Annotated in this window: 18 protein-coding genes; 5 read left to right on the top strand and 13 right to left on the bottom strand. The window is 48.4% G+C overall.

Annotated elements, in window-relative coordinates; translation table 11 throughout:
- Positions 1–32 precede the first annotated feature (32 nt).
- The gene (locus HQN90_RS04770) at positions 33–1163 is read right to left on the bottom strand and encodes a class I SAM-dependent methyltransferase (protein WP_173216707.1); all 1131 of its coding nucleotides are present in this window, start codon (positions 1161–1163) and stop codon (positions 33–35) included.
- 87 nt (positions 1164–1250) lie between these two features.
- Here HQN90_RS04770 and HQN90_RS04765 point away from each other — a divergent pair, with 87 nt between their 5' ends.
- The 3 genes from HQN90_RS04765 (at position 1251) to HQN90_RS04755 (ending at position 3939) form a co-directional block, all read left to right on the top strand.
- Positions 1251–2216, top strand: a complete 966-nt coding sequence (locus HQN90_RS04765) for a hypothetical protein (protein ID WP_173216706.1) — start codon at positions 1251–1253, stop codon at positions 2214–2216.
- Positions 2217–2316: 100 nt separating this feature from the next.
- Positions 2317–3411 (top strand): coiled-coil domain-containing protein, encoded by a 1095-nt coding sequence (locus HQN90_RS04760; protein WP_173216705.1) that lies wholly within the window; start codon positions 2317–2319, stop codon positions 3409–3411.
- A gap of 36 nt (positions 3412–3447) precedes the next feature.
- Positions 3448–3939, top strand: coding sequence for a hypothetical protein (locus HQN90_RS04755; protein ID WP_173216704.1), 492 nt, complete (start codon positions 3448–3450; stop codon positions 3937–3939).
- A 317-nt stretch (positions 3940–4256) separates the two neighbouring features.
- Here HQN90_RS04755 and HQN90_RS04750 read toward each other — a convergent pair whose 3' ends face one another.
- Positions 4257–5588 (bottom strand): PhoH family protein, encoded by a 1332-nt coding sequence (locus tag HQN90_RS04750; RefSeq protein ID WP_173216703.1) that lies wholly within the window; start codon positions 5586–5588, stop codon positions 4257–4259.
- A 113-nt stretch (positions 5589–5701) separates the two neighbouring features.
- Between HQN90_RS04750 and HQN90_RS04745 the strand changes: the two genes are divergently transcribed.
- A complete protein-coding gene (locus tag HQN90_RS04745) occupies positions 5702–6247 on the top strand; it encodes a YhcN/YlaJ family sporulation lipoprotein (protein ID WP_173216702.1) in 546 nt (181 codons plus the stop codon).
- 43 nt (positions 6248–6290) lie between these two features.
- On the opposite strand, the gene HQN90_RS04740 is transcribed toward HQN90_RS04745, so the two are convergent.
- From HQN90_RS04740 to HQN90_RS04705, 8 genes are all read right to left on the bottom strand, one after another.
- Positions 6291–6434, bottom strand: a complete 144-nt coding sequence (locus tag HQN90_RS04740) for a hypothetical protein (RefSeq protein ID WP_173216701.1) — start codon at positions 6432–6434, stop codon at positions 6291–6293.
- 176 nt (positions 6435–6610) lie between these two features.
- The gene (locus tag HQN90_RS04735; protein ID WP_173216700.1) at positions 6611–6892 is read right to left on the bottom strand and encodes a hypothetical protein; all 282 of its coding nucleotides are present in this window, start codon (positions 6890–6892) and stop codon (positions 6611–6613) included.
- A 1-nt stretch (position 6893) separates the two neighbouring features.
- On the bottom strand, positions 6894–7331 hold the full coding sequence (locus tag HQN90_RS04730) for a hypothetical protein (protein WP_173216699.1): 438 nt from the start codon (positions 7329–7331) through the stop codon (positions 6894–6896).
- Positions 7332–7365: 34 nt separating this feature from the next.
- Entirely contained in the window at positions 7366–7650 is a 285-nt protein-coding gene (locus HQN90_RS04725) for a YlaH-like family protein (protein WP_420851030.1), read from the bottom strand.
- Between the two features lie 125 nt (positions 7651–7775).
- The gene (typA, locus tag HQN90_RS04720; protein ID WP_173216698.1) at positions 7776–9617 is read right to left on the bottom strand and encodes a translational GTPase TypA; all 1842 of its coding nucleotides are present in this window, start codon (positions 9615–9617) and stop codon (positions 7776–7778) included.
- A gap of 164 nt (positions 9618–9781) precedes the next feature.
- Entirely contained in the window at positions 9782–10264 is a 483-nt protein-coding gene (locus HQN90_RS04715) for a hypothetical protein (protein ID WP_173216697.1), read from the bottom strand.
- Between the two features lie 100 nt (positions 10265–10364).
- Positions 10365–13229, bottom strand: coding sequence for a VWA domain-containing protein (locus HQN90_RS04710; RefSeq protein ID WP_173216696.1), 2865 nt, complete (start codon positions 13227–13229; stop codon positions 10365–10367).
- Complete coding sequence (locus tag HQN90_RS04705) at positions 13213–15168, bottom strand: vWA domain-containing protein (protein WP_173216695.1); 1956 nt, start codon at positions 15166–15168, stop codon at positions 13213–13215. The genes HQN90_RS04710 and HQN90_RS04705 overlap by 17 nt, the downstream gene beginning before the upstream one ends.
- Positions 15169–15304: 136 nt before the next feature.
- Between HQN90_RS04705 and HQN90_RS04700 the strand changes: the two genes are divergently transcribed.
- Positions 15305–16513 (top strand): MFS transporter, encoded by a 1209-nt coding sequence (locus HQN90_RS04700; RefSeq protein WP_173216694.1) that lies wholly within the window; start codon positions 15305–15307, stop codon positions 16511–16513.
- Here HQN90_RS04700 and HQN90_RS04695 read toward each other — a convergent pair.
- Genes HQN90_RS04695 through HQN90_RS04685 form a run of 3 tightly spaced genes read right to left on the bottom strand, consistent with a single transcriptional unit; the run spans position 16510 to position 20136 of the window.
- Entirely contained in the window at positions 16510–17412 is a 903-nt protein-coding gene (locus tag HQN90_RS04695) for a DUF58 domain-containing protein (protein ID WP_173216693.1), read from the bottom strand. The genes HQN90_RS04700 and HQN90_RS04695 overlap by 4 nt on opposite strands.
- Positions 17409–18398, bottom strand: coding sequence for an AAA family ATPase (locus HQN90_RS04690; RefSeq protein ID WP_173216692.1), 990 nt, complete (start codon positions 18396–18398; stop codon positions 17409–17411). Before HQN90_RS04690 ends, HQN90_RS04695 begins: the two co-directional genes overlap by 4 nt.
- A 28-nt stretch (positions 18399–18426) precedes the next feature.
- A complete protein-coding gene (locus HQN90_RS04685; RefSeq protein ID WP_173216691.1) occupies positions 18427–20136 on the bottom strand; it encodes a hypothetical protein in 1710 nt (569 codons plus the stop codon).
- Positions 20137–20138: the final 2 nt, after the last annotated feature.

The following is a 20138-nucleotide window of genomic DNA, read 5'->3' as shown; positions in this document are numbered from 1 at the left end:
ACAACAAGCAAAAAGGTGACCCGCCTTGCGGATCACCTTTTTTTCATGGCTATAAGCACTTTGAACAGCTCGCTCATCTGATCGCTTAACAAAAGCTGCCTAATGGCACGATTTCGTTTGGAGACGTCACTGAACGGATTCGGATCAAAATGGTCCTGCAGCTTCTGCAGAATCCCTTGCTCCACCAAAAACTCACGCTGTGTCTGAATTGCAACGGGCGCAAATCCCTGCTTCCGCGCGGCCCGTTCACAAGCACTAAAATTCACATGAGCGGTCATATCCTGCTCCCCTTGATGAATCCATGGATTGTCATGCGCTTGATGCTGGCGATAGCACATCAATGATCCTTGGAAGCGGTGAGCTGCGTAAAGCTCAGTATCTAAGTCTCCATAATCAATCACAATGCAGCAACCACTCGCCATACGTTGACCCATATTTGCTATCCAACGATCCGCAGCAAGATTAATCTCACCAATTTGTCCGTCCAGCCATTGAACTTCGATATGAGTTAGATAGTCTACTATATGTTCTGATTGCAATGGACGCCAAATTTCTTGGAAAACCTGCTCTGTTTCATGCCAGCTTACATAGGACTCCTGAAAAGCGGAATCCTTGCAACGAATTCGATGGATAGGAAAGGCATCCAGGAGTTCATTTGCAACTACATAGACATTCTCTTGCGGTTCTTCTCCAAGCCACTCTGCTGCATCGGTAAATCTAAGCTTCGAGGAATGCGCTTGAAGCGCCGCGCGCTGCAGGTCTCGATGATAAGCACTCGATTCAATAATCGTGTAGGTTATCCGCTCATATACAGCCGGAGTCGTTCTTTTCAATTCATCCAAAAGGTGTAGAGCTAAGCGCCCAGCCCCTCCCCCCCATTCCACAACGTGAATGGCTTCATGCTCAGAATAATCCGCAGGCAGCTCCTTGCAAATGCATGCTGCGATCATTTCACCCATGACAGAGCCGATCGAGGAGCTTGTATAGAAGTCGCCTTGCTTGCCAATCTTCGGATTTTCATTCCGATAATAACCATGAGGCTCGTTATAGAGACAGATATCCATATAATCGCGAAATGAGACAGCTCCGCTGCCGTCTGAATGGATAGCAGCGAGCAAAGCCTTCACCACATCCGGGTGTCCAAGCTGATTTTTCAAATTCAATAGGAGCCCTCCAATTGTTTACTTACAGACAAACCTATAGGAAACCATTATAATAAAGTAGGATTATGGAAGGAGAGACAGATTAGCATGTCAAAGAAGTGGATCACCTTAACAGCAGTAACAGCGATCAGCCTCATATCGCTCACAGCTTGTACTGACAACACAAAAGTGAAAGAAGCCTTGGAGCAATCTCTGAGCAAGCAAAAAGAAATGACCTCTTATACGTTTGAAGGGGGTACCACGTTATCCATTAGCGATGGCCTGATGAAATCTTCCAACCCTTTAACGAATGGCCTGCTGTCATTGTTCAAAGAAAGCACGATCGATTGGAAAGGAATTAGCAACCTGGAGCCGCTGCAATTCCAAACGGACTTAAAAATTACGCCCAAGGGATCTACATCGCCTTTTGAAATACCAATTCTCATTAAAGATAGCAAATTGTATTTTAATATGCCAGCATTAAATAAGACTGCTGATGAGTTCTATGCGATTGATATGCAGCAAATAAGCCAAGCAGGCAAAAGCCCACTTTCCTTGGATACTTTGAAAAATACGTCTCAGTTGTCTACCACGCTTGGCAATCTTGTATTTAGCGGGATTGACGCCAAATGGTACAAAGAAGCCAAAGAACCCGTCAAGCTGAAAGATGGCTCTTCCGCCAAATCCATTAGCGTGGAGCTTACCAGCAAAAACGAAAAAGAGGTCAATACCGCACTGCAAGCCAAGCTGCCCGAGTTTATCGGTACTTTGCAAAATAACGGTTTGCTGACAGCCGCTCAAGCCGATGAATTCAAAAAGACACAACTTAACGGCATTCAGCTTAAAGCGCCAAGCAAATTAGTAGTCGCTATTGACGATAAAGGCTTTATTCGTGATCAAACCGTTGATATCACCTTCTCACTGACGACAGATGGCAAGGCACAGGACAATCATATTGTTCTTCATCAAACCTACGATGCTATCAACCAAGCTTCCCCATTGACGAGAGAAGTACCTAAAAACGTGAAAAATTTCAACGAAATTCTCAAACTTATTGCACCAGCTAAGAAATAGAAGTAAGCCCAATACTTGCCTCTTCCCCAGAGGTAAGTATTTTTTTGTGCTTCATTTAATAGAAATATGATAATCTGTTCATAGGGGGAGAATTCGTTCGATGAAATATAAATTTGTACTTTTACTATTGTCCTTACTCTTATTCACACCATTCACGCTGCCTTTCTATCCCGTCTTTGCGGAAGAACCGCCTTCCGCTTCCGATGAAGCTAAGGAGCTCGTACAGAAAGGACTAACCATTTTTGAAATTGACAAAGAGGTTAGCCGATTAAATGAGCAGGATGCCAAAATCGTCGTTCAAATCGGGCAAAATGAACAAAATATCGTTAAGCAGACTAACCAGGTCGACAGTACACGGAAGCATGCCGGCAAAGTGATGAGGGCTTACTATACAGGCGATCGGGATTCAATCTGGATGCTGCTGTTTAGCGTAAAATCCTTCTCAGACGCACTCCGCATGTTTGAATATTTGCAAATGATTATCACGAACGATCACCGCGCTCTTTCGGCTTTCACCGATTCGTTCAACCAGTTAAAAAGCCTAAAAACAGAGCTAGAATCATCGCGAACCGAGCTTCAGGCGACCAAAGAGAAATTCCTTCTTCAGCGGGAACGTCTCGTCACCCTTCAAGCGGAGTTGGACAAACAATTGGCCGTCAGCGCGCAAGCGCAAGTCATCCAAAATCAGATTAAAAATTTAAATGAGCAGTGGAAACAAGAAGGCGTGCCTTTATTTAGAGAATATCTAACCAGCTTGGCTATAGCCTTTCGCGAGCTTCCACAATACGTCACCAAAGAAAATAAATTCATGGACCTGTCTTCCATTAAAAATCCGGTTATCAGCATCAGCGACACCGATTTCAATTCATACATTCACGAAAAAGATAACCTGCTGCAAAACTTGAATTTCACTTTTTCCGATGGACACATTATTGCCAAAGGTAAAAAAGATCAAATCGAAGCATCCTTAGAAGGAAAGTTTGTTTTAAAAGAAAATCCAGATATGAATGAAGTCCGTTTCGTCGTCAATAAACTTGAATTCAACGGTTTCCAGCTTCCTGACACGACAATTGAGGATTTCACCAAAGAATTTCAACTTGGCTTTGTCCCCAAAAAAATGGTCAGTTACCTTGATGTGGTTAGCGTCGAAACCAAAAATGGCGTCGCAGTTGTGAAACTTAAATTATCCTTGTAAACTAGCATGGACAACTAACCAAAGTGAGGAATACCCATGGAACCCAAAATCGGTCTATTAATGGACCTGCCGGATGATAAACTCCCCGGATTGTTTGCACAGATTGACAAAGCACTCGCAGGTAAAGCTGACGTATTCGACCGCGACAAAGAAATGCTTATTTTTAGCCAGGAAGCACAGAAGTTAGCGGCCTTAACGGTTATGGCGGAATTGAACATCGAAACAGATCCCATGGCCCTGCGACTACTGCCAAATAACGCCGAATTAACGGACCTCTTCAGTGATTACGGGTTCACAAGCCGCATAGAGAATAACTATTTGTATGATAAACTAGTCGTATCTTTCCGCTTCACAACGGATAGTCCACAAGCTGAGGTTGACCAAGCCGCTCTTCAAATTGAGGAGCATCTTCTTGCCTTATACAAGGACAGCCAAGACCGCGAAGTATTCGTAGTCGATCGTCAGCTGGAAGAGCTGATGAAAGGCATTGCCAAAGCGTATCGCTGCCGTATCGAGATCCTTGCTTAACATCGTGTGAAATATACAAAAATAGATACACTAAAACACAAACAGGCGAATATCCATCCAATGATGAATATCCGCCTGTTTGTTATGGTTTTCTTTAGGTTGAGACGGCCTTTTCGGCAGGCTCGGAGCGGGTTCGATGCTTCTTCCCTGCTGAGCCGGCCTTTTTGGCTGGCTCAGTTTACTTTTGCTGGCTGGTAGCCTTCTCCGAGGTTGAGACGGCCTTTTCGGCAGGCTCGGAGCGGGTTCGACGCTTTTCCCCTGCTGAGACTGCCTTTTCGGCAGGCTCGGAGCGGGTTCGTGTGAAGCTTTTGCATGTTTTAGAGCAAATCTGCCGCAAGCTGAGCCAAATGCGAACGCTCGCCACGCTCAAGCGTAATATGTCCGCTGATTCCTTCTTGTTTGAACCTTTCGACCACATAAGTCAGACCATTGCTGGATGCATCCAGATAAGGATGATCAATTTGGTCGGGGTCGCCGAGCAGAACGATTTTACTACCTTCCCCTACACGAGAAACAATTGTTTTCACTTCATGCTTCGATAAGTTCTGAGCTTCATCAATAATGATGAATTGCCCGGGGATCGAACGTCCACGAATGTACGTAAGTGCTTCTACTTGAATACTGCCGAGTCCAGCGAGTATTTTTTCAATGTCTCCAGGCTTTTTCGTGTCGAACAAATATTCCAAATTATCATAGATCGGCTGCATCCACGGACGCAGCTTTTCATCTTTTTCACCAGGCAGATAACCAATATCTTTGCCCATTGGCACAACAGGCCGAGCAATTAACAGCTTCTTGTATTTACGGTCATCCTCAATCTTCATAAGTCCAGCAGCCAACGTCAGCAGGGTCTTGCCTGTACCCGCTTTCCCAGTCAGGGTGACGAGCGGGATATCGTCATTGAGCAGGAGCTCAAGAGCCATGCGTTGCTGCGCATTCCGCGCGGCAATTCCCCAGATGGGATCATTGCTCATAAAGAGCGGTTCCAGTTTTTTGGCGTCTGTCGTCACTTTCAGCAAGGCTGATTTGGAAGACCCAAGCTCATCCCGCAAAATGACAAACTCATTCGGATGCAGCATATAGCTGAGATTAAGAGAGCTTACCGTCAAGAAGCGGTACGAATAAAATTCATCAATCACAGAAGGATGTACAAAAAGGGTGATATATCCCGTATACATATCCGTTTGTGCGACAATGCGATCCGTTAAATAATCCTGGGCAGGGATACCTAGCACATCTGCCTTAATACGAACTAATGTATCTTTACTTACGATCACGACCGGTCTCGGAAGCTCATTCTCCTGCTCTTCCAAATGGTAGTTGAGCGCGACCGCTAGAATTCGGTTATCGTTCGTTAATTCAGCAAATGTATCTTGCAGCTTCGCAAAGCTGCGATGATTGAGCTCCACTTTAATGCTGCCGCCATGCTCTAGTGTGATACCGTCTGATAAGTTGCCTTTGGTTCTGAGGCCATCCAGCAATCTAGAGACATGCCGTGCATTACGGCCAATTTCTTCCGCATTTCGTTTCTTCGAATCGATTTCCTCCAACACCACGGCGGGTATGACTACTTCATTATCTTCGAATGCGAATAAAGCATTAGGGTCCTGAAGCAGTACATTGGTATCTAACACGTAAATTTTTTTCATTGGTGTGTCCCCTCCCAGATTTGGCGTTAGATCATTGGTTATATTTGATGATACATACAACCTAGCTGTGCAGGACAAACTAAACGCGAGATTTGAGGAAAGGATCGATTCTAGTGAGACTATTGTACGTATGCTCGTTGGTACTGGCCCTCGCGGCTGGATGTAGTCAAGCGCCGAAAAGTGGTGCCCCCTCTCAAGATACAAATCAAAGACAAGTTAAAGTTCAACAAATTGCCCCGCAAAAGCTCGAGATAAAAGATTCAAAAGCTGTTGCACAGCGGTTGGAGCAGTTAGCCACCAGCATCCCGCAGGTTGAGAGCGCGCATTGCGTTGTCTTCGGCAATACCGCTGTCGTTGGCATTAACATTAATAAGGAACTGGATCGCGCCAAAGTCGGTACGGTCAAATACTCCGTAGCCGAAGCGCTCAAGAAAGATCCTTACGGCGTGAATGCCATCGTAACAGCCGATATGGATTTGGATCAACGGCTGCGCAACATCCGGGACAACATCCAAGCTGGCAGGCCGATTACCGGGTTTGCTGAACAAATGGCTGATATCATGGGCCGTGTGATGCCACAGCTGCCTCGTGATATTCGCAATCCATCGAATAATCAAGGACCCAATAACGCGAATCCAGCAGGAAATCCTAACCCGTAATTCGCGGAAAGATAACAAAAAGCCTAACTGCAAGAGCGCAGATCTAGGCTTTTTTTATCGCAACAAAAACTTGGCCGGGCATGTTTACCATTACTCGGCTCGTGCAAGTTTTCTCATATTCAGGTTTAATGATCATGTGGGCGCGCTCAATCATTTGCTCCGGCAAAGCTGGGATGTGTTCAGCCATATCGTCTGCGCCTCCTACTAAGGTGGTTGAAAACGATCCTTACACTTACAGTATAGCATAGCCGGTGGCAAGCGTTCCACCCATATGTATCTATTTTCGGCGCATGTGAACACTCCTTTTTAACCCAGATATACCTTATTGTACGTCTGATTCAAAAAGTTATGAACAAATTGTCCTTATTGATTATTGTATATCGGATTGGAATTAATATCATCCAACAGCTTCTCCGCAGATTCCCGGTCAAAGCTCTGTTTGCTGGAAATGCCATCTTTCTCGTAGGCGATGTGAATCTTCTGACGATCGGTTTCATCCACAAGCTCGAGATGCTGAACGCCGTGATCTTCACGTAAAATAAGCGCGAAAAAGTCCAATGTCTCTTTGGCGGCTTCATCGTCAGGCCTTGCTTGATGAACGATGTGCATTTGGAGCCAATTGAAAAAAGTATCCTGAAGATTCAAATTAGTACCCATCCTCTCTGAGCATAATAACGTCGAAGCCAGCTTCCAGCCAGCGCAACCATTGTTGTTTCCACTTGACATCGTGGTCTTGGTCGTCCCAATCGATTTCCGAAATGGAAGAAACCAGTTCCCACGTTTCCTGACGCGTAAGGAGACGGTCCAGAAAAGCCTCTGCGCAATGGGAGAGATGGTAAGGATCTCCATTAAATACAATGTCCTCTAACTCCGATAAATCCAATTCTACGAGCTCTGAACCACATACGTCTTCATCATCACTTAGCAGCAGACCAGACTTGAACAATGGCAGCAACCTTGGATGCTTCCTACTCGCAATAAGGCGAAAAGCTTCCAAGTCGGCAAGCGGCGTGCAATGGATCCGTTCAGATCCTAAAACCAGAGGCGAATAGCCCAGAATAGGCGTTAACCAGTATCGCGTCATGAGTACCCCCGTCTTCCCTTAGAGAAAAGTTCGTTTAGGTAGGTCGATTCCCGCTTCTTTTCTCAATGAAGTAACGAATTCGCACAAGAAACATCAATGAAATCGCTACCGTCAAACAAAGCACAATCGGCAGGCCGACCAGTTGAAATCCTAGCAGCATCACAGATCCTAGCGCCATCAAGACATAGATGAGAGCTGTTTTGAGGACCGGGAGCTTTCGCGTACGGAAAACCTTGTTATACACATAAGACATAAATATAAAGATTAATAGATACGTGATGTAAATGTGATTACCAAACCACTCATTCAAGGCAGTCATCGAACATACACTCCATTCCATTTCCAAAAAATAAAGTCTACATCATTATCGCTCATACGCCAAAAAAAATAAAGGGAAACGCAGCCCAAAGGCTGACATTCCCCCTATTAAGAACACTTTGTGAATTATACGTTAGCTTCCGCAGTTTTGCGGTGCTTCTCTGCACGCTCGCGCTCGCTTTTGTTCAAAATCTTTTTACGGATACGAACAGATTTTGGTGTAATTTCACAATACTCATCATCATTCAAATACTCAAGCGCTTGCTCCAAAGAGTACATACGAGGAGTTTTCATTTTGACCGTTTCTTCTTTGTTCGCAGAACGGATATTGTTTACCGCTTTTTCCTTACAGATGTTAACGATGATATCATTGTCACGCGTATGCTCGCCAACAACCATTCCTTCGTAAACTTCTGTTTGTGGATGTACGAACAAGATTCCGCGATCCTCTACAGAAAGAATACCGTAAAGTGTCGATACACCGGACTCACTGGAAACCAGAACTCCTTCATGACGTCCGCCTACACCAGCGCCTTGGTAAGGACCATAGCTGTCAAAAGCATGGTTCATAATCCCGTAACCGCGTGTAAGTGTTAAGAAGTTCGTTCTGTAACCGATCAAGCCACGAGCTGGGATTAAGAACTCAAGACGAACGTTTCCGCTGCCGTTGTTGATCATGTTAACCATTTCCGCTTTGCGGGAACCTAAGCTCTCCATAACGGAACCCATGCTGTCTTCTGGAACGTCGATGATTAAACGCTCGATTGGCTCCATTTTTTGTCCGTCGATTTGACGAATGATAACTTCTGGTTTGGAAACTTGCAATTCAAAGCCTTCACGACGCATGTTTTCAATCAAAATGCCTAAGTGAAGCTCGCCGCGGCCTGATACGACAAACGCATCCGGGCTGTCTGTATCTTCAACGCGCAAGCTAACATCCGTTTCAAGCTCTTTGTATAGACGCTCGCGGATTTTACGGGAAGTTACCCATTTCCCTTCACGTCCTGCGAACGGTGAGTTATTTACGATAAAGGTCATTTGAAGCGTAGGCTCATCAATTTTCAAGACAGGCAATGCTTCCGGATTCGCAGGATCTGCGACCGTTTCACCAATATTGATATCTTTGATCCCTGCAATCGCAATGATATCCCCTGCAGCTGCTTCTTCAATTTCAATCCGTTTCAAGCCTGTGAAACCGAATAATTTTTCGATTCTCGCTTGTTTTTGTCCGCCTTCACGCGTCATAACCGCAACAGTTTGCCCTTGACGAATTTTACCACGGTTCACACGGCCAACGCCGATACGACCCAGGTATTCATTGTAATCCATCAATGTAACAAGGAACTGAAGCGGTTGTTCAACATCCTCTGTAGGAGCCGGGATGTGGCTAACAATGGTTTCATAAATAGCTTCCATGTTATCATCTTGCTTCTCTGCATTCAAGCTTGACGTACCTTGAAGAGCGGAAGCATATACAACGTGGAAATCAAGCTGCTCATCCGTTGCACCAAGTTCAATGAACAAGTCAAGAACTTCATCCACAACTTCTTGAGGGCGTGCATTTGGACGGTCAATTTTGTTAACAACAACAACTGGAGAAAGGTTGCTTTCCAATGCTTTACGCAGAACGAACTTCGTTTGTGGCATTGTGCCTTCGAAAGCATCAACAACCAACAATACGCCGTCTACCATTTTCATGATACGTTCAACTTCTCCGCCGAAGTCAGCATGTCCAGGTGTATCTACAATGTTAATCAAGTAATCTTTATAGTTAATCGCCGTATTTTTTGCAAGGATGGTAATACCGCGTTCTCTCTCTAGATCGTTGGAATCCATTGCTCTTTCTTGAATAGCCTCGTTATCGCGGAATGTTCCGGATTGTTGAAGCAATTTATCTACGAGTGTTGTTTTGCCGTGGTCAACGTGCGCGATGATAGCAATATTGCGAATCTTGTCTCTTGCGTGCATGAATGTCAAACCCTCTCTACCCTATAATTTTCGTCTCTGTTCATAAAACAAGCGTCGGACATAAGCGCCGACGCTTGACATTTACCCTTATTATACGCAGATTTACGACATTATGCAAGGTAAAAACCCAGCAACATAAAACTTTTACATATAGCTGTCTGTGACTACCAAACTTTTCGCTTGCGAAACATCATAAAAAGTCCTGCAAAAACAAGGATCAAAGCGATTACATAGACGCCTAAGTGGACAAGCAAAGTAAGTCCAAAAAAGACAACTGAAATAATTCCCAAAACCATGGCGGCAAGTAGTACACCACGATCACTTCCGCGATCAAATAGATGAAGCTCGTATAAACCAATGGCTACGCCTAGAATAAAGCCGGGCCAAAGATAACTCATGGAATGCCATCCGAAAAGATTGCAATAGAAGAACATGACAGCGTACGTCGTCAAGATGCCGCCCGGTACAAGAACGCCAACCGGCAGCGTGCGGTTGAAAAACAAAAAATGAAACAAGAGCCCCGGAATGAGCAAAACAAGCGGCCAAAAAAAGGAAAGAAGCACATGAAAAACACCTAGTTTTCCGAGAAGTAATACGACGGCCAGGCCGATTAACAGGACACCGATGGAGTAGCTATTTCTAGCCAATCAAATCCCCTCCTAATTCACTTGTCAATAAGGCGTCCGTTTTCGACACCCTTCTACAAATAGTGTATCGCACCTTCCTCGAAAATGCTAGGGTCATCTCCTATTTGCGGCCCCGCCGTTTGGCTTCCAGCAAACGGCTCATGCTGTCCGGCGGCGCCGGTGCAGCCGCCGCTGGAGGGGGCCCCGGAGCCGCTGCCGCAGGCTGCTCCGGGAGCGGCCGCGGCGGCGCAGCCGCGGCTCGCAGAGCGCCGCCTTCGGCGAGGCGCTCGCTCTTGCGCTGCAGCTTATGCTCCGCAAGCTGCTTGCGTCCCCGCAGACGCACCATCGGCGTCTCCGCTTGCTCGGGCGGGCCTGCAGCAGCGGCCCGCCCGTTGAACGCCCGGGCCCACAGGCCGGGCGGCAGCGACAAGCGACGCGCTGCGATGTCCAGCAGCAGCAGCGCGAGCGCCGCCACCAGCAGATACACGCTGATGGGGGTGAATCGCTTCTGCGGCGCAGAAGCGAAAGCAAAGGCTTCTTCCGGATGTTCCAGCGACAGCATCCGTCCGCCTGTAAGCTCAGCAAGCTGCTGAAGTTTGCTGAGCCCTTGACCTTCCGTGATCCGATATTCCGGAGAATAAGGGATCACGAACCCCGTCGTCGAACTGCCGATGACGCGCTTCTCTGCTCCCTCTCCGCCGCCGGATGCGAGGAGCTCTGTCTTCGCTATATATACGCCTGACTTATCCACAGGCAGCTGTGCTGAATAATTCCCTGGAGCTGTAGAGGTGAAGCTGATTTCCTGCATGCTCAAAGATTCATCCGTCACGATCGCTCGAAGCTCCTCTTCACCGCTGCCGCCAATCCATTCTGGATTCCCGCTCGAAGCCTCCAGCGACAGCTCATTGCCTGTCAGATGTGTTTGCAGTTCAATCGGAGAAGATTGAAACTGCGGAAATGTCCATTTGACCATACTCGCAAGCATTTGAGGGAAAGCAGGCCACGTCACCCAATTGGCCGACCACGCCCCTGTCACATCACTTGTCCAGGCAACAGAACGTCCTGAACCATACTGCCATCTAGCCAAAACTGGATCCGGCTCAGAGCTTGCAAGAACAACTTCAGCCGCCTCTTTGGGCGTTGTGGCTATATAGCCATTCAGAACAGGAAGCCCCTGACCCATAAAGCTGCGCCAATCCGCCCCGCCGGTTATGACAGGTACAAAAGGCTGGTTGACTACATAGGTTCGCGAGATCAATACAGCTTCGCGGCTAAAAATAGCCGGTATCGTACTCTGATCCACGGCCGCATAATACCTTCCTTTTGCCAGCTCGGCTAACTGGCTGAGCAATGATTGATCCGCATCCGTTCCGATCGCAACTGTCGACATCGTGATTTGTTCTTTTTGCATGTTCTCGGTAAGTGCTGCATAACTTTGATTCGTGGCAGACTGACCATCTGTCAGTAAAATAATATGCTTCCGCTGAGCTTCTACCTTGGAAAGCTTGGAATAAGCCTCTTCAACGGCTGTATATATCTCCGTCCCTCCGTCTGCCGGGATCGCATTAATTTTCTGAATGATCCCTTTTTTATCTGTCAGCTTCTGAGGTTCTACATACCAATTCGGCGACGAATCAAAGCCAAGCACGCCTATCGTATCTTTCTCTCTCAGCAAATCCACCGTGCGTGATGCCGCTTCTTGCGCCAGCTTCATTTTTTCACCGGACATGCTGCCCGATTTATCGATGACGAGTACGATACCCAGCGATGGAATTTCCCGTTTTCCCCGCAAATCCATATATACAGGGAGCGCCCGCTCGATTGGGGTTTTGAAATAACCGCCTAGACCGTAGCTGTTATCCCCTCCCAGCATGACAAGGCCAATGCTGTAATCCCTCACGGCCTGCTCGATCATGTCCATTTGGAGCTGCGGAATTTGGGTTGCGGCCACATTATTTAAAATAATGCTTTCATACCCTGTGTAGGTGATCAAATCGTTAGAGAGCAGCTCAGGAACGATCGTTTCAAAAGGAATCATTGCAGCTTGCAAAGCGCTTTCTACATTTTGAGAGCTGCCTGCCGTTCCTTCAACGATTAATACCTTCGGAGGACCCTGCACTTTGCTGAATCCATACTGTGTATTATTGGCCGACTGCTCATCGCCTTCCAGATAAACCTCCGCTCGGTACCGATGAAATCCCGGCTCCTTGGCAAGAGATTGCAGGGCGAATACATTCTCCCCTTTATTCAATTGCACCCACTGAACCGTCATTTCGCGGTTGTCCTCGAACACTCGCAATTGCGCTGGACCTGTGGTTGTGGAACGAATGACCACTTGGACCGTGTAAGCTTCCGCTTGATAGAGCTTGTCTGGTATACGAACGGTTTCAATCGCAGCATCTTTGCGTTCTTTGCCTACAAGCGGAACCACATCCACTTGAATGCCGCGATCGCGCAGAAGCTTCCCTTGACTTAGAAGGTCTCCCACATTTTCTTCGCCATCCGACATCACAATCACACGTCCTGAGTTTCCTTTTGGAAGTAATCCAGCTGCTAGCTGGAGACCGGAAGCTAGATTAGAAAACTGCGGGTTGGCCTCCGCGGTAAACTGAAATCCATCCAAGTTTCTGGCATCAACGGGTTTCTCAATGGAAGCTTGCAGCGCAGCCGAGACAACTCCTGCCTGATCTTTCTCTGAAGTCCGCGCTTTCACCGCCTCTTGAATCCATGCTAACTCTTTCCTATCTTCCTTGACACTTTCAGAGCGGTCTATCGCGAACACAACACTTCTTTGGTTGGTTTTTGTGAACAGCTGTGTGCCTGCTAGAGCAAAAACAAGCAAGATCAACATTATGGAGCGAAGTGCAACAACTGCTTTTTTCCTACGTCCTTGGAGACGGTGAAGACTTATCCACAGCCATCCGATGTAGATAAGAAGCAGCGGCAGCAGCAGCAGGACGCGAAGATGCTCAACCTGAATACCCACGTCTGTACACCTCCCATTCGACAACTAGCAGCCCCAGCACAATCACAACGAGCCAAGGTAGAAGAGCAATAAAACCAATCCTATCCCCCGTGTTGGATTTCTCCGCATTCCCTTGCACGGACTGAAACGTCAGAGGACTTTCTTGCTTCCCATTGATGTTCGATTCCCTAGCGTCCATAACGACTTCCAGTAATCGCGACTGCAGCTCACGGCCCTCAGCATTATACTCTGCAAAGTCATATAAACCGGGAAGCAGCGGCACCGTTTGGATACCAGACAAGCCTTTTTGCACCAGCTCGGCTTCTTGCTTCGGAACACCTGACATCTCTGTTTGCCAAAACGCTTTCACCGCTTCCGGGTGGAGCGCAATGCTCAAGCGTTCGCCTGCTATGACCCGACCGAGATTGCCGCCTTGATGTTCAGTCAGCCAAGCGACCGCATTTTGAACAAGTATGGGAAATTCAGATCGCAGCGCTAAATCGGATTGTTCCAGCGGAAACCTGAAGGAAAGCCTTGGCCGGCCATTTTCTGTACCCGCAAGGATCAAAGGAACTTCAGCTGATGAAACAATACTTTTCCCCCAAGAGAGCCGTGAGTTGTTCTGAGCTTTTACAATATTGACATCCTGAAGACGAAGGTACCGAGTTACTGGATGTTCCGCTATCGTAAAAGATGTTTTTTGAGGCACAGCGACTTCCGCTTCAGCCATAGATGCCAGCTCCCACAACGGCTTAGACCGCAGTAATTGCTGCCATTTGTTTGATTGCAAGGCTGAATCCGCTTCACTTATCCCGTCCAGAACGATCAAATCAGGAGCAAGCCCCAAAGGAATAGGGTAGGCTCCATCTTTTCCTTTTTGCATTTGCAACACATCTACATTGGCCAAAGACAAGGCTTTTTGCATGAACAAATTCCCCTCGCCCACATAAACGGCTTGCAAACGGCCTGTCCCTTCTGGGAAAGCATAAGCTGTGTTATCTATCTCCAAAGCGTCTTTTGCGTCCAAATGGAGCTTGTACACCTTAGCCGCTTGCATCTGCTGAATGGCATACGTTTTTTGCTCTCCAGCCTTCAGCTGAAGGGAATCCTCGCGAACCGCCTGCGAATCCGCATAAAACGTCATTTTGACCGTCGTGCTCACAGTCCCCCAGTTCTTCAATACAGCTACTGCTCTTGAATCCGCAGCTTGCGGACTGCTCTTTACCCCAAATTGCACGATACTCACATTGCTCAAACTTTGCTCTGATTGAGTCCCTCCCTGGCTTGTGTCTCGTTTCACGTTTGCCGAAGCACCCCCGAAATCCTGTACACTTACTGGGATCGCAAAGGTAATACCCTCGATTTTATCCGTCCACTGCCGGTCCGTATAGATACGCACTTCTCCGTCTGCTTCTTCACGTGTTAATGCCGAGGCTAACGACAGTGCCTCCTGCACCTTTGTTTTGCCGTAAAAAGGCACTACCTTATCAAGCGCATTCTGGAGCGCCGCCACACTCGCTTCCTTCTGCAAGAGCAGCTCGGGCTGATCTTTCATAACTAAAAGAGAGTAGCTGCTATTCCCGGCTGTATCTGCCGCATAATCAAGAATCCCTTGCTTTGCGGCATCCAACCTTGTTCTTATGCCAGAAGAAGCTTGCATACTTGCTGAAGCATCGAGAACGAAAAAAACATGAGCCTTCGCAGCTGCTTGCTGACCTCGGATCAAAGGCTGAATCAAAGCAAGTATCAGCAATATAGCTGCCAACAATTGTAGAAACAGCAGTACATGCTGGCGAAGTCGCTGCCAAGGCCGATTAGCCTCTTGCTCTCGAAGAATCCGCTGCCACAGCATATGGCTGGGTACAACGGTATCCATGTAACGGCGCTTTAACATGTACAGCAATAAGATAATGGGGATAGCCAGCGAGAACCATAGCCCGCTTAACGATGCGAATTGCATAAGTACTCACCTTTCCACAGCAATTGTCATTCACTTTATCTTGCGTTCGAATACCACCCGCTTGGGCATACTACTTGGCGTAGACCTGTTTTTCCCTCGTCTAACACCTTTGCTTATGAACAACATGGGAGGCAACATGAAATCAGTATCTGTAAGTGATAAGAAAAGAAAGCCGCTTTGGACCAAAGCTTTTCTGATCACATCATTGTCAAACTTATTGCTTTTCTTCAGCTTTCAAATGCTCATTCCGACTATTCCGACTCATGTTTCACAATTAGGAGGCAACGATGTTCAAGTCGGCCTCGTGATTGGCATTTTCACGATTTCTTCGCTGCTTACCCGGCCTTTCGCTGGTAGAGCACTTGATTTATTGGGCAGAAAACACGTTCTGCTAGTTGGATTAGCCATCTGCACGTTGACGATAGCTGGGTATTCCTATATGGCTGCGGTTGCGCTGATTCTCGCTGCCCGCTTCGTTCACGGTATCGGCTGGGGCCTGTCAACGACCTCGTTAGGCACCGTCATCGCTGATATTATTCCGCCTGAGCGGCGAGGGGAAGGCATGGGATACTACGGACTTTCCAACACTTTTGCCATGGCGCTGGCTCCTTTGACCGGCTTATGGATCATGCAAACCTATGGGTTCCCCCGTGTACTGCTGATCTCAACCTGTCTGGCACTGCTCTCTTTATTTAGTTCACTTTTTATCACATACAGTAAACCGCTGCCTCCGGAAAAGTCGGCTCAACCGCCGAAATTCACGGATCGTTTGTGGGAGCGAACGGCCTTGCTGCCTTCTGTTTTATTACTATGTACTGCGATATGTTATGGAGGTATTGTCACTTTCATTACCTTGTTCGGACATGAAGCGGGTATTCCCAATGTCGGCTGGTTTTTTCTTTGCAATGCTTCGATGGTCCTGATCGTAAGACCGATAACGGGCGTTCTATTTGATCGAAAAGGACCCCAGTGGGTGCTTCTTCCCGGTGCGCTGTTCACGATAACCGGACTTCTTCTTCTGTCCTATGCGCATTCCGAGGTAAGCCTCGCAATTTCTGCGCTGTGCTATGGAGTTGGCTTCGGATCTATACAGCCAGCCTTGCAGGCCTGGACCATTGCGCGAGCTGCGCCTAACCGCCGCGGCGCAGCTAACGGAACCTTTTTTTCAGCTAACGATTTGGGCATTGGCTTAGGGGCGATGGCTTTAGGCGCTTTGGCCAGCGTCAGTGGAAGCTATGCGGTCATGTACCGCTGCTCAACTGTACTTATCGTTGTCTTCATCCTTATCTATGGCTGGTGCTACTGGCATGCAAGACGCAGCAGCGCTCAATGGGCACAGCGCTAACGAACAAGTCCATTTCGCCTTAACTCTCCAAGCAGAAAATCAGCTGCAGGCACATCCGTTAAGGCTAGCAGATAGGTGATCCCCCGCTCATAGCAAAACGACTTTAGCGTCTGTGTATATTGAAACGCAGCCTCTTTATACGCTTGAAGCACTTTGCTGCTCATTGCCACTTCTCTGGCTGCTCCTGTTTCGCTGTCAAGCAAACGCAGCTCTCCCATGAGCAAAGGGTCAAGCTCATCAGGCGCCAGCACTTGGACGACAACCACTTCTTGCTTCGCTGCAAGCAAATATTTCAAGGCGTCCTCAAGCCCTTGTTCGTAAAAAAAATCCGAAAACACCCAAGTCATCCCTGCCTGCCGGGGTAAAATGGATGGGTTGCGAAATGCAGCGCTAATATCCCCAATCCCCTCTGGTTCAGTGCTTGCCAGAAATTCAAAAAGCCGCAATGAACTCCCTTTTCCGCGAAGCAGCTTCTGTTGCTTCGTAATTTCATTCGTGAACATTGCAGCACTTACGCGATCAAAACGGTTTAATGACAAATAACCAATGCCTGCCGCCAACTGTCTGGCATACTCCCACTTAGAAGGGGAGACTCCTTCTTTGCGTCCAAAATCCATCGATTTTGAAGCATCTAGCCACAAATGAACCTGAAGCTCCTGCTCGTCCATAAATAGCTTAATGAACGGTTTTCCTGTTCGCCCGTAGGCATGCCAATCTAATTGACGCGTATCATCACCTGGCGTGTATAAACGATAATCAGCAAACTCGAGCGATGAACCTAACTGCTTTGAGCGTCTTTTGCCCTGCATGGTTCCGCGAATGCGGCTTTTTGCAGCGATACTCATCTGATCCAATCGTCGCATTAGGGCGGGGTCCAGTAAATTTAAACCACCATTCATCGTCCATTCTCCATCGAGCTAATGATGGCTTGAACAATAAGATCCGGCGAAATCCCCATAGCCTGACCTTCGAAATTAAGAAATAATCGGTGGCGCAATGCCGGAACTGCGACAACACACACATCCTGCTTCGAGACATGATATCGACCAGCGAGAAATGCTCTAACTTTTGACACGGAAATCATAGCTTGGACACCACGAGGTCCTGAACCAAAACGAATGTATCTTTTGACTTCATCAGGTGCCGCAGCTTCCTCTGGATGCGTATTCATCAACAATTGAACCGCAAAGTCAAGGACATCATCAGAAACAAGAATTTCTTTGAGTCCGGATTGAATATCTTGCAAGAGTGAGCCATCTGCTACTTTTTCGGCCTGCAGCCGCTGACCGGAGGTTGTTCGCATAACAATTTCCTTTAGTTCGTTTTTGGTCGGATAAGTGACATGAATTTTAAGTAAAAATCGGTCAAGCTGTGCTTCAGGGAGCGGATAGGTCCCTTCTTGCTCCAATGGATTCTGTGTGGCCAAAACAAAAAAAGGCGTCGGGAGCTTGTAAGTTTCTGAGCCCACCGTAACGGTTTTCTCCTGCATGGCTTCGAGCAGAGCACTTTGGGTTTTGGGTGTTGCCCGGTTGATTTCATCTGCCAGAACGACATGACCAAACAACGGCCCGTGCTGGAACTTGTAAGAAGTTTCACCCTGAGTCCCAAATTGAATCACATTCGTTCCTGTAATATCTGCCGGCATTAAATCCGGTGTAAATTGGATGCGTGAAAAGCTAAGATCCACTGTGTCCGCGATCGTTTTCACAAGCATGGTTTTCCCCAGACCAGGTATTCCCTCAAGCAGCGCATGCCCTCCAGCTAAAATACACCAAAGCATCTGCTCGACGACTTCTTGCTGGCCAACGATGACTTGACCGATCTGCTCTTTCATTTGCTCGACCGCTGCTCTCCAGCTATCTAATTGTTCTTTGGATTCGACCATTAATTCTGCCCCTCCCGTTCCTCTCAAACTACCGTTGTGGTTGAATTTCCAAGAAGTAATCTCGCACGATACTTTGCATATGCTGCGGGAGCTCGGTGCGATTCAACGAGCTTGAAGCTTCTGCCGCGTAATCGGCATACACATCTTCGTACGGACGCGAGGCTCCATCCATGGCCGGAGCCGATCCGCCTCGACTGACTTCACCGCCACCCCCGCGGGTGGGCCCGCCATCGACGTAGCTGCCTCCGGTACCGGAGCGTTCCCTCGGCGTTGCCACAAGCCCGCGCGAACCCGCGCCCGTGCCGCCTTGCGTCCCGCCGGCTCCGCTGCCGCCAGATGCGCCGCCGGCCCCAGCCGCAGCATTCGCTCCTGCGCCGCCCCCGGGCGCTCCGCCTGCGCCACCGGCTCCGCCCGTGCCTGCACCGCCTCCGGGCGAAATACCGCCAGCGCTGCTGCCCGGCGCTGCGCTCGCTCCCGCCACACCTGCGGCTGGCGGAGCACTTGCGCTTGGGGCCGCCGTGCTGCCAGCTGCGGCCAACTGCTCGGCGCGGCCGCCGGGCGCCCACGCCTGCCCCGGCTGCGCCCCGCTTGCCGCAAGCTCGCGCGCCTGCGGCAGGGCTCCGGCGGCGAGACTTGCTGCCGCCCCCGCTGCCTGCGCTTGCTGCTGCGCCAGAGCTTGCTGCGCGGCGCTGGCAGCCGCAAGGCCGGCTTGCAGCTGGCTTAGCTGCTTAGCAGCGTCCTCACCGCTGCGCAGCGCGCTAGCGGCCTGCTGAAGCTGCTGGCGCAGCTGCTGTTCAGCATCCGGCGAGCCGGCTGCAGCCGAGGCTGCCAAGCGCTCAAGCTCGCTGGCGAGCTGCTGCTTCTGCTGCGGCGTCATCTTCTGAACTTGCTCAGCAAGCTTAGCAGCCTCACGCTGAACGCTTTCCGCACTCTTCTGTGCGAGAGATTTCCCTAACTCGCGCAGCGCTTCTGTCCGCTGCATCGATTCGGCCCACTGCTCAGCATGCCGTTGTTGTTTTTCCAGTTCTCCTATGGCTGCTTCCATTTTCTTCAGCGATTTCTCCAGCTCCTCCAATGCTTTAGCTGTCGTTGGCGTTTGACTTAAGCGCTTCTCCAGCTCCTTTAAATCTTCCGTCATTTGCTTGGTTATTGGCAGTGGAGACGGTTTCGCGGCCAGTTCCTTAACCAGCTCATCGACCTGTTTCCGCTCGTCTTCAACCCACTGCTTGTCTTTCTTGACGTGCAGAAGAGCATCATCATTTGAATTCGGTAGAATCAATAGTCCTCCTACGAGCATTAAACCAGCAGCAACGGGAATCCAGCGTCTTCTCGGGACAGAGAACGCAACAACGGTTTTTAACCGTTCTTCCACAAAGCCATTTGCTTGATCAAGAGCATCCTGTCTTTGCAAGGCGGCAACGATTGAGGTTTGCCGGGTGCTTAGAAGCGCCGTCGAAATACGGTCATCCAAGCCATGTTGATCCAATAACTTTGCCGCATCAATGATCTTTGGACGCTGTAGGAATAACCAAGCAGCTCCAATAACAACCGCGGCACCCACACTAATGATTGCTCCATACCGATAACCGCTGATCAGGAAGAACCGACCGCTAAGCAGCCAAAGACAGGCAAACGCAATGCCTATTGTCAAACTCCGAAAAAAGTAATCCAACCCTTTCGCTTTGTAGAGACGTAGTTTCACGTTCTGAAGCAGATCATCCAGCGAATTATACTTCATAA

It is taken from the genome of Paenibacillus alba (assembly GCF_013204855.1).
Taxonomy (GTDB): Bacteria; Bacillota; Bacilli; order Paenibacillales; family NBRC-103111; genus Paenibacillus_E; species Paenibacillus_E alba.
This window is presented reverse-complemented; position numbering and strand designations above follow the sequence as displayed.

Coding starts and splice junctions, on each gene's coding strand:
- HQN90_RS04765 (WP_173216706.1), top strand. CDS start 1,251: ATGTCAAAGAAGTGGATCACCTTAACAGCAGTAACAGCGATCAGCCTC.
- HQN90_RS04760 (WP_173216705.1), top strand. CDS start 2,317: ATGAAATATAAATTTGTACTTTTACTATTGTCCTTACTCTTATTCACA.
- HQN90_RS04755 (WP_173216704.1), top strand. CDS start 3,448: ATGGAACCCAAAATCGGTCTATTAATGGACCTGCCGGATGATAAACTC.
- HQN90_RS04750 (WP_173216703.1), bottom strand. CDS start 5,588: ATGAAAAAAATTTACGTGTTAGATACCAATGTACTGCTTCAGGACCCT.
- HQN90_RS04740 (WP_173216701.1), bottom strand. CDS start 6,434: ATGGCTGAACACATCCCAGCTTTGCCGGAGCAAATGATTGAGCGCGCC.
- HQN90_RS04730 (WP_173216699.1), bottom strand. CDS start 7,331: ATGACGCGATACTGGTTAACGCCTATTCTGGGCTATTCGCCTCTGGTT.
- HQN90_RS04725 (WP_420851030.1), bottom strand. CDS start 7,650: ATGACTGCCTTGAATGAGTGGTTTGGTAATCACATTTACATCACGTAT.
- typA (WP_173216698.1), bottom strand. CDS start 9,617: ATGCACGCAAGAGACAAGATTCGCAATATTGCTATCATCGCGCACGTT.
- HQN90_RS04705 (WP_173216695.1), bottom strand. CDS start 15,168: ATGCAATTCGCATCGTTAAGCGGGCTATGGTTCTCGCTGGCTATCCCC.
- HQN90_RS04700 (WP_173216694.1), top strand. CDS start 15,305: ATGAAATCAGTATCTGTAAGTGATAAGAAAAGAAAGCCGCTTTGGACC.
- HQN90_RS04695 (WP_173216693.1), bottom strand. CDS start 17,412: ATGAATGGTGGTTTAAATTTACTGGACCCCGCCCTAATGCGACGATTG.
- HQN90_RS04690 (WP_173216692.1), bottom strand. CDS start 18,398: ATGGTCGAATCCAAAGAACAATTAGATAGCTGGAGAGCAGCGGTCGAG.
- HQN90_RS04685 (WP_173216691.1), bottom strand. CDS start 20,136: ATGAAGTATAATTCGCTGGATGATCTGCTTCAGAACGTGAAACTACGT.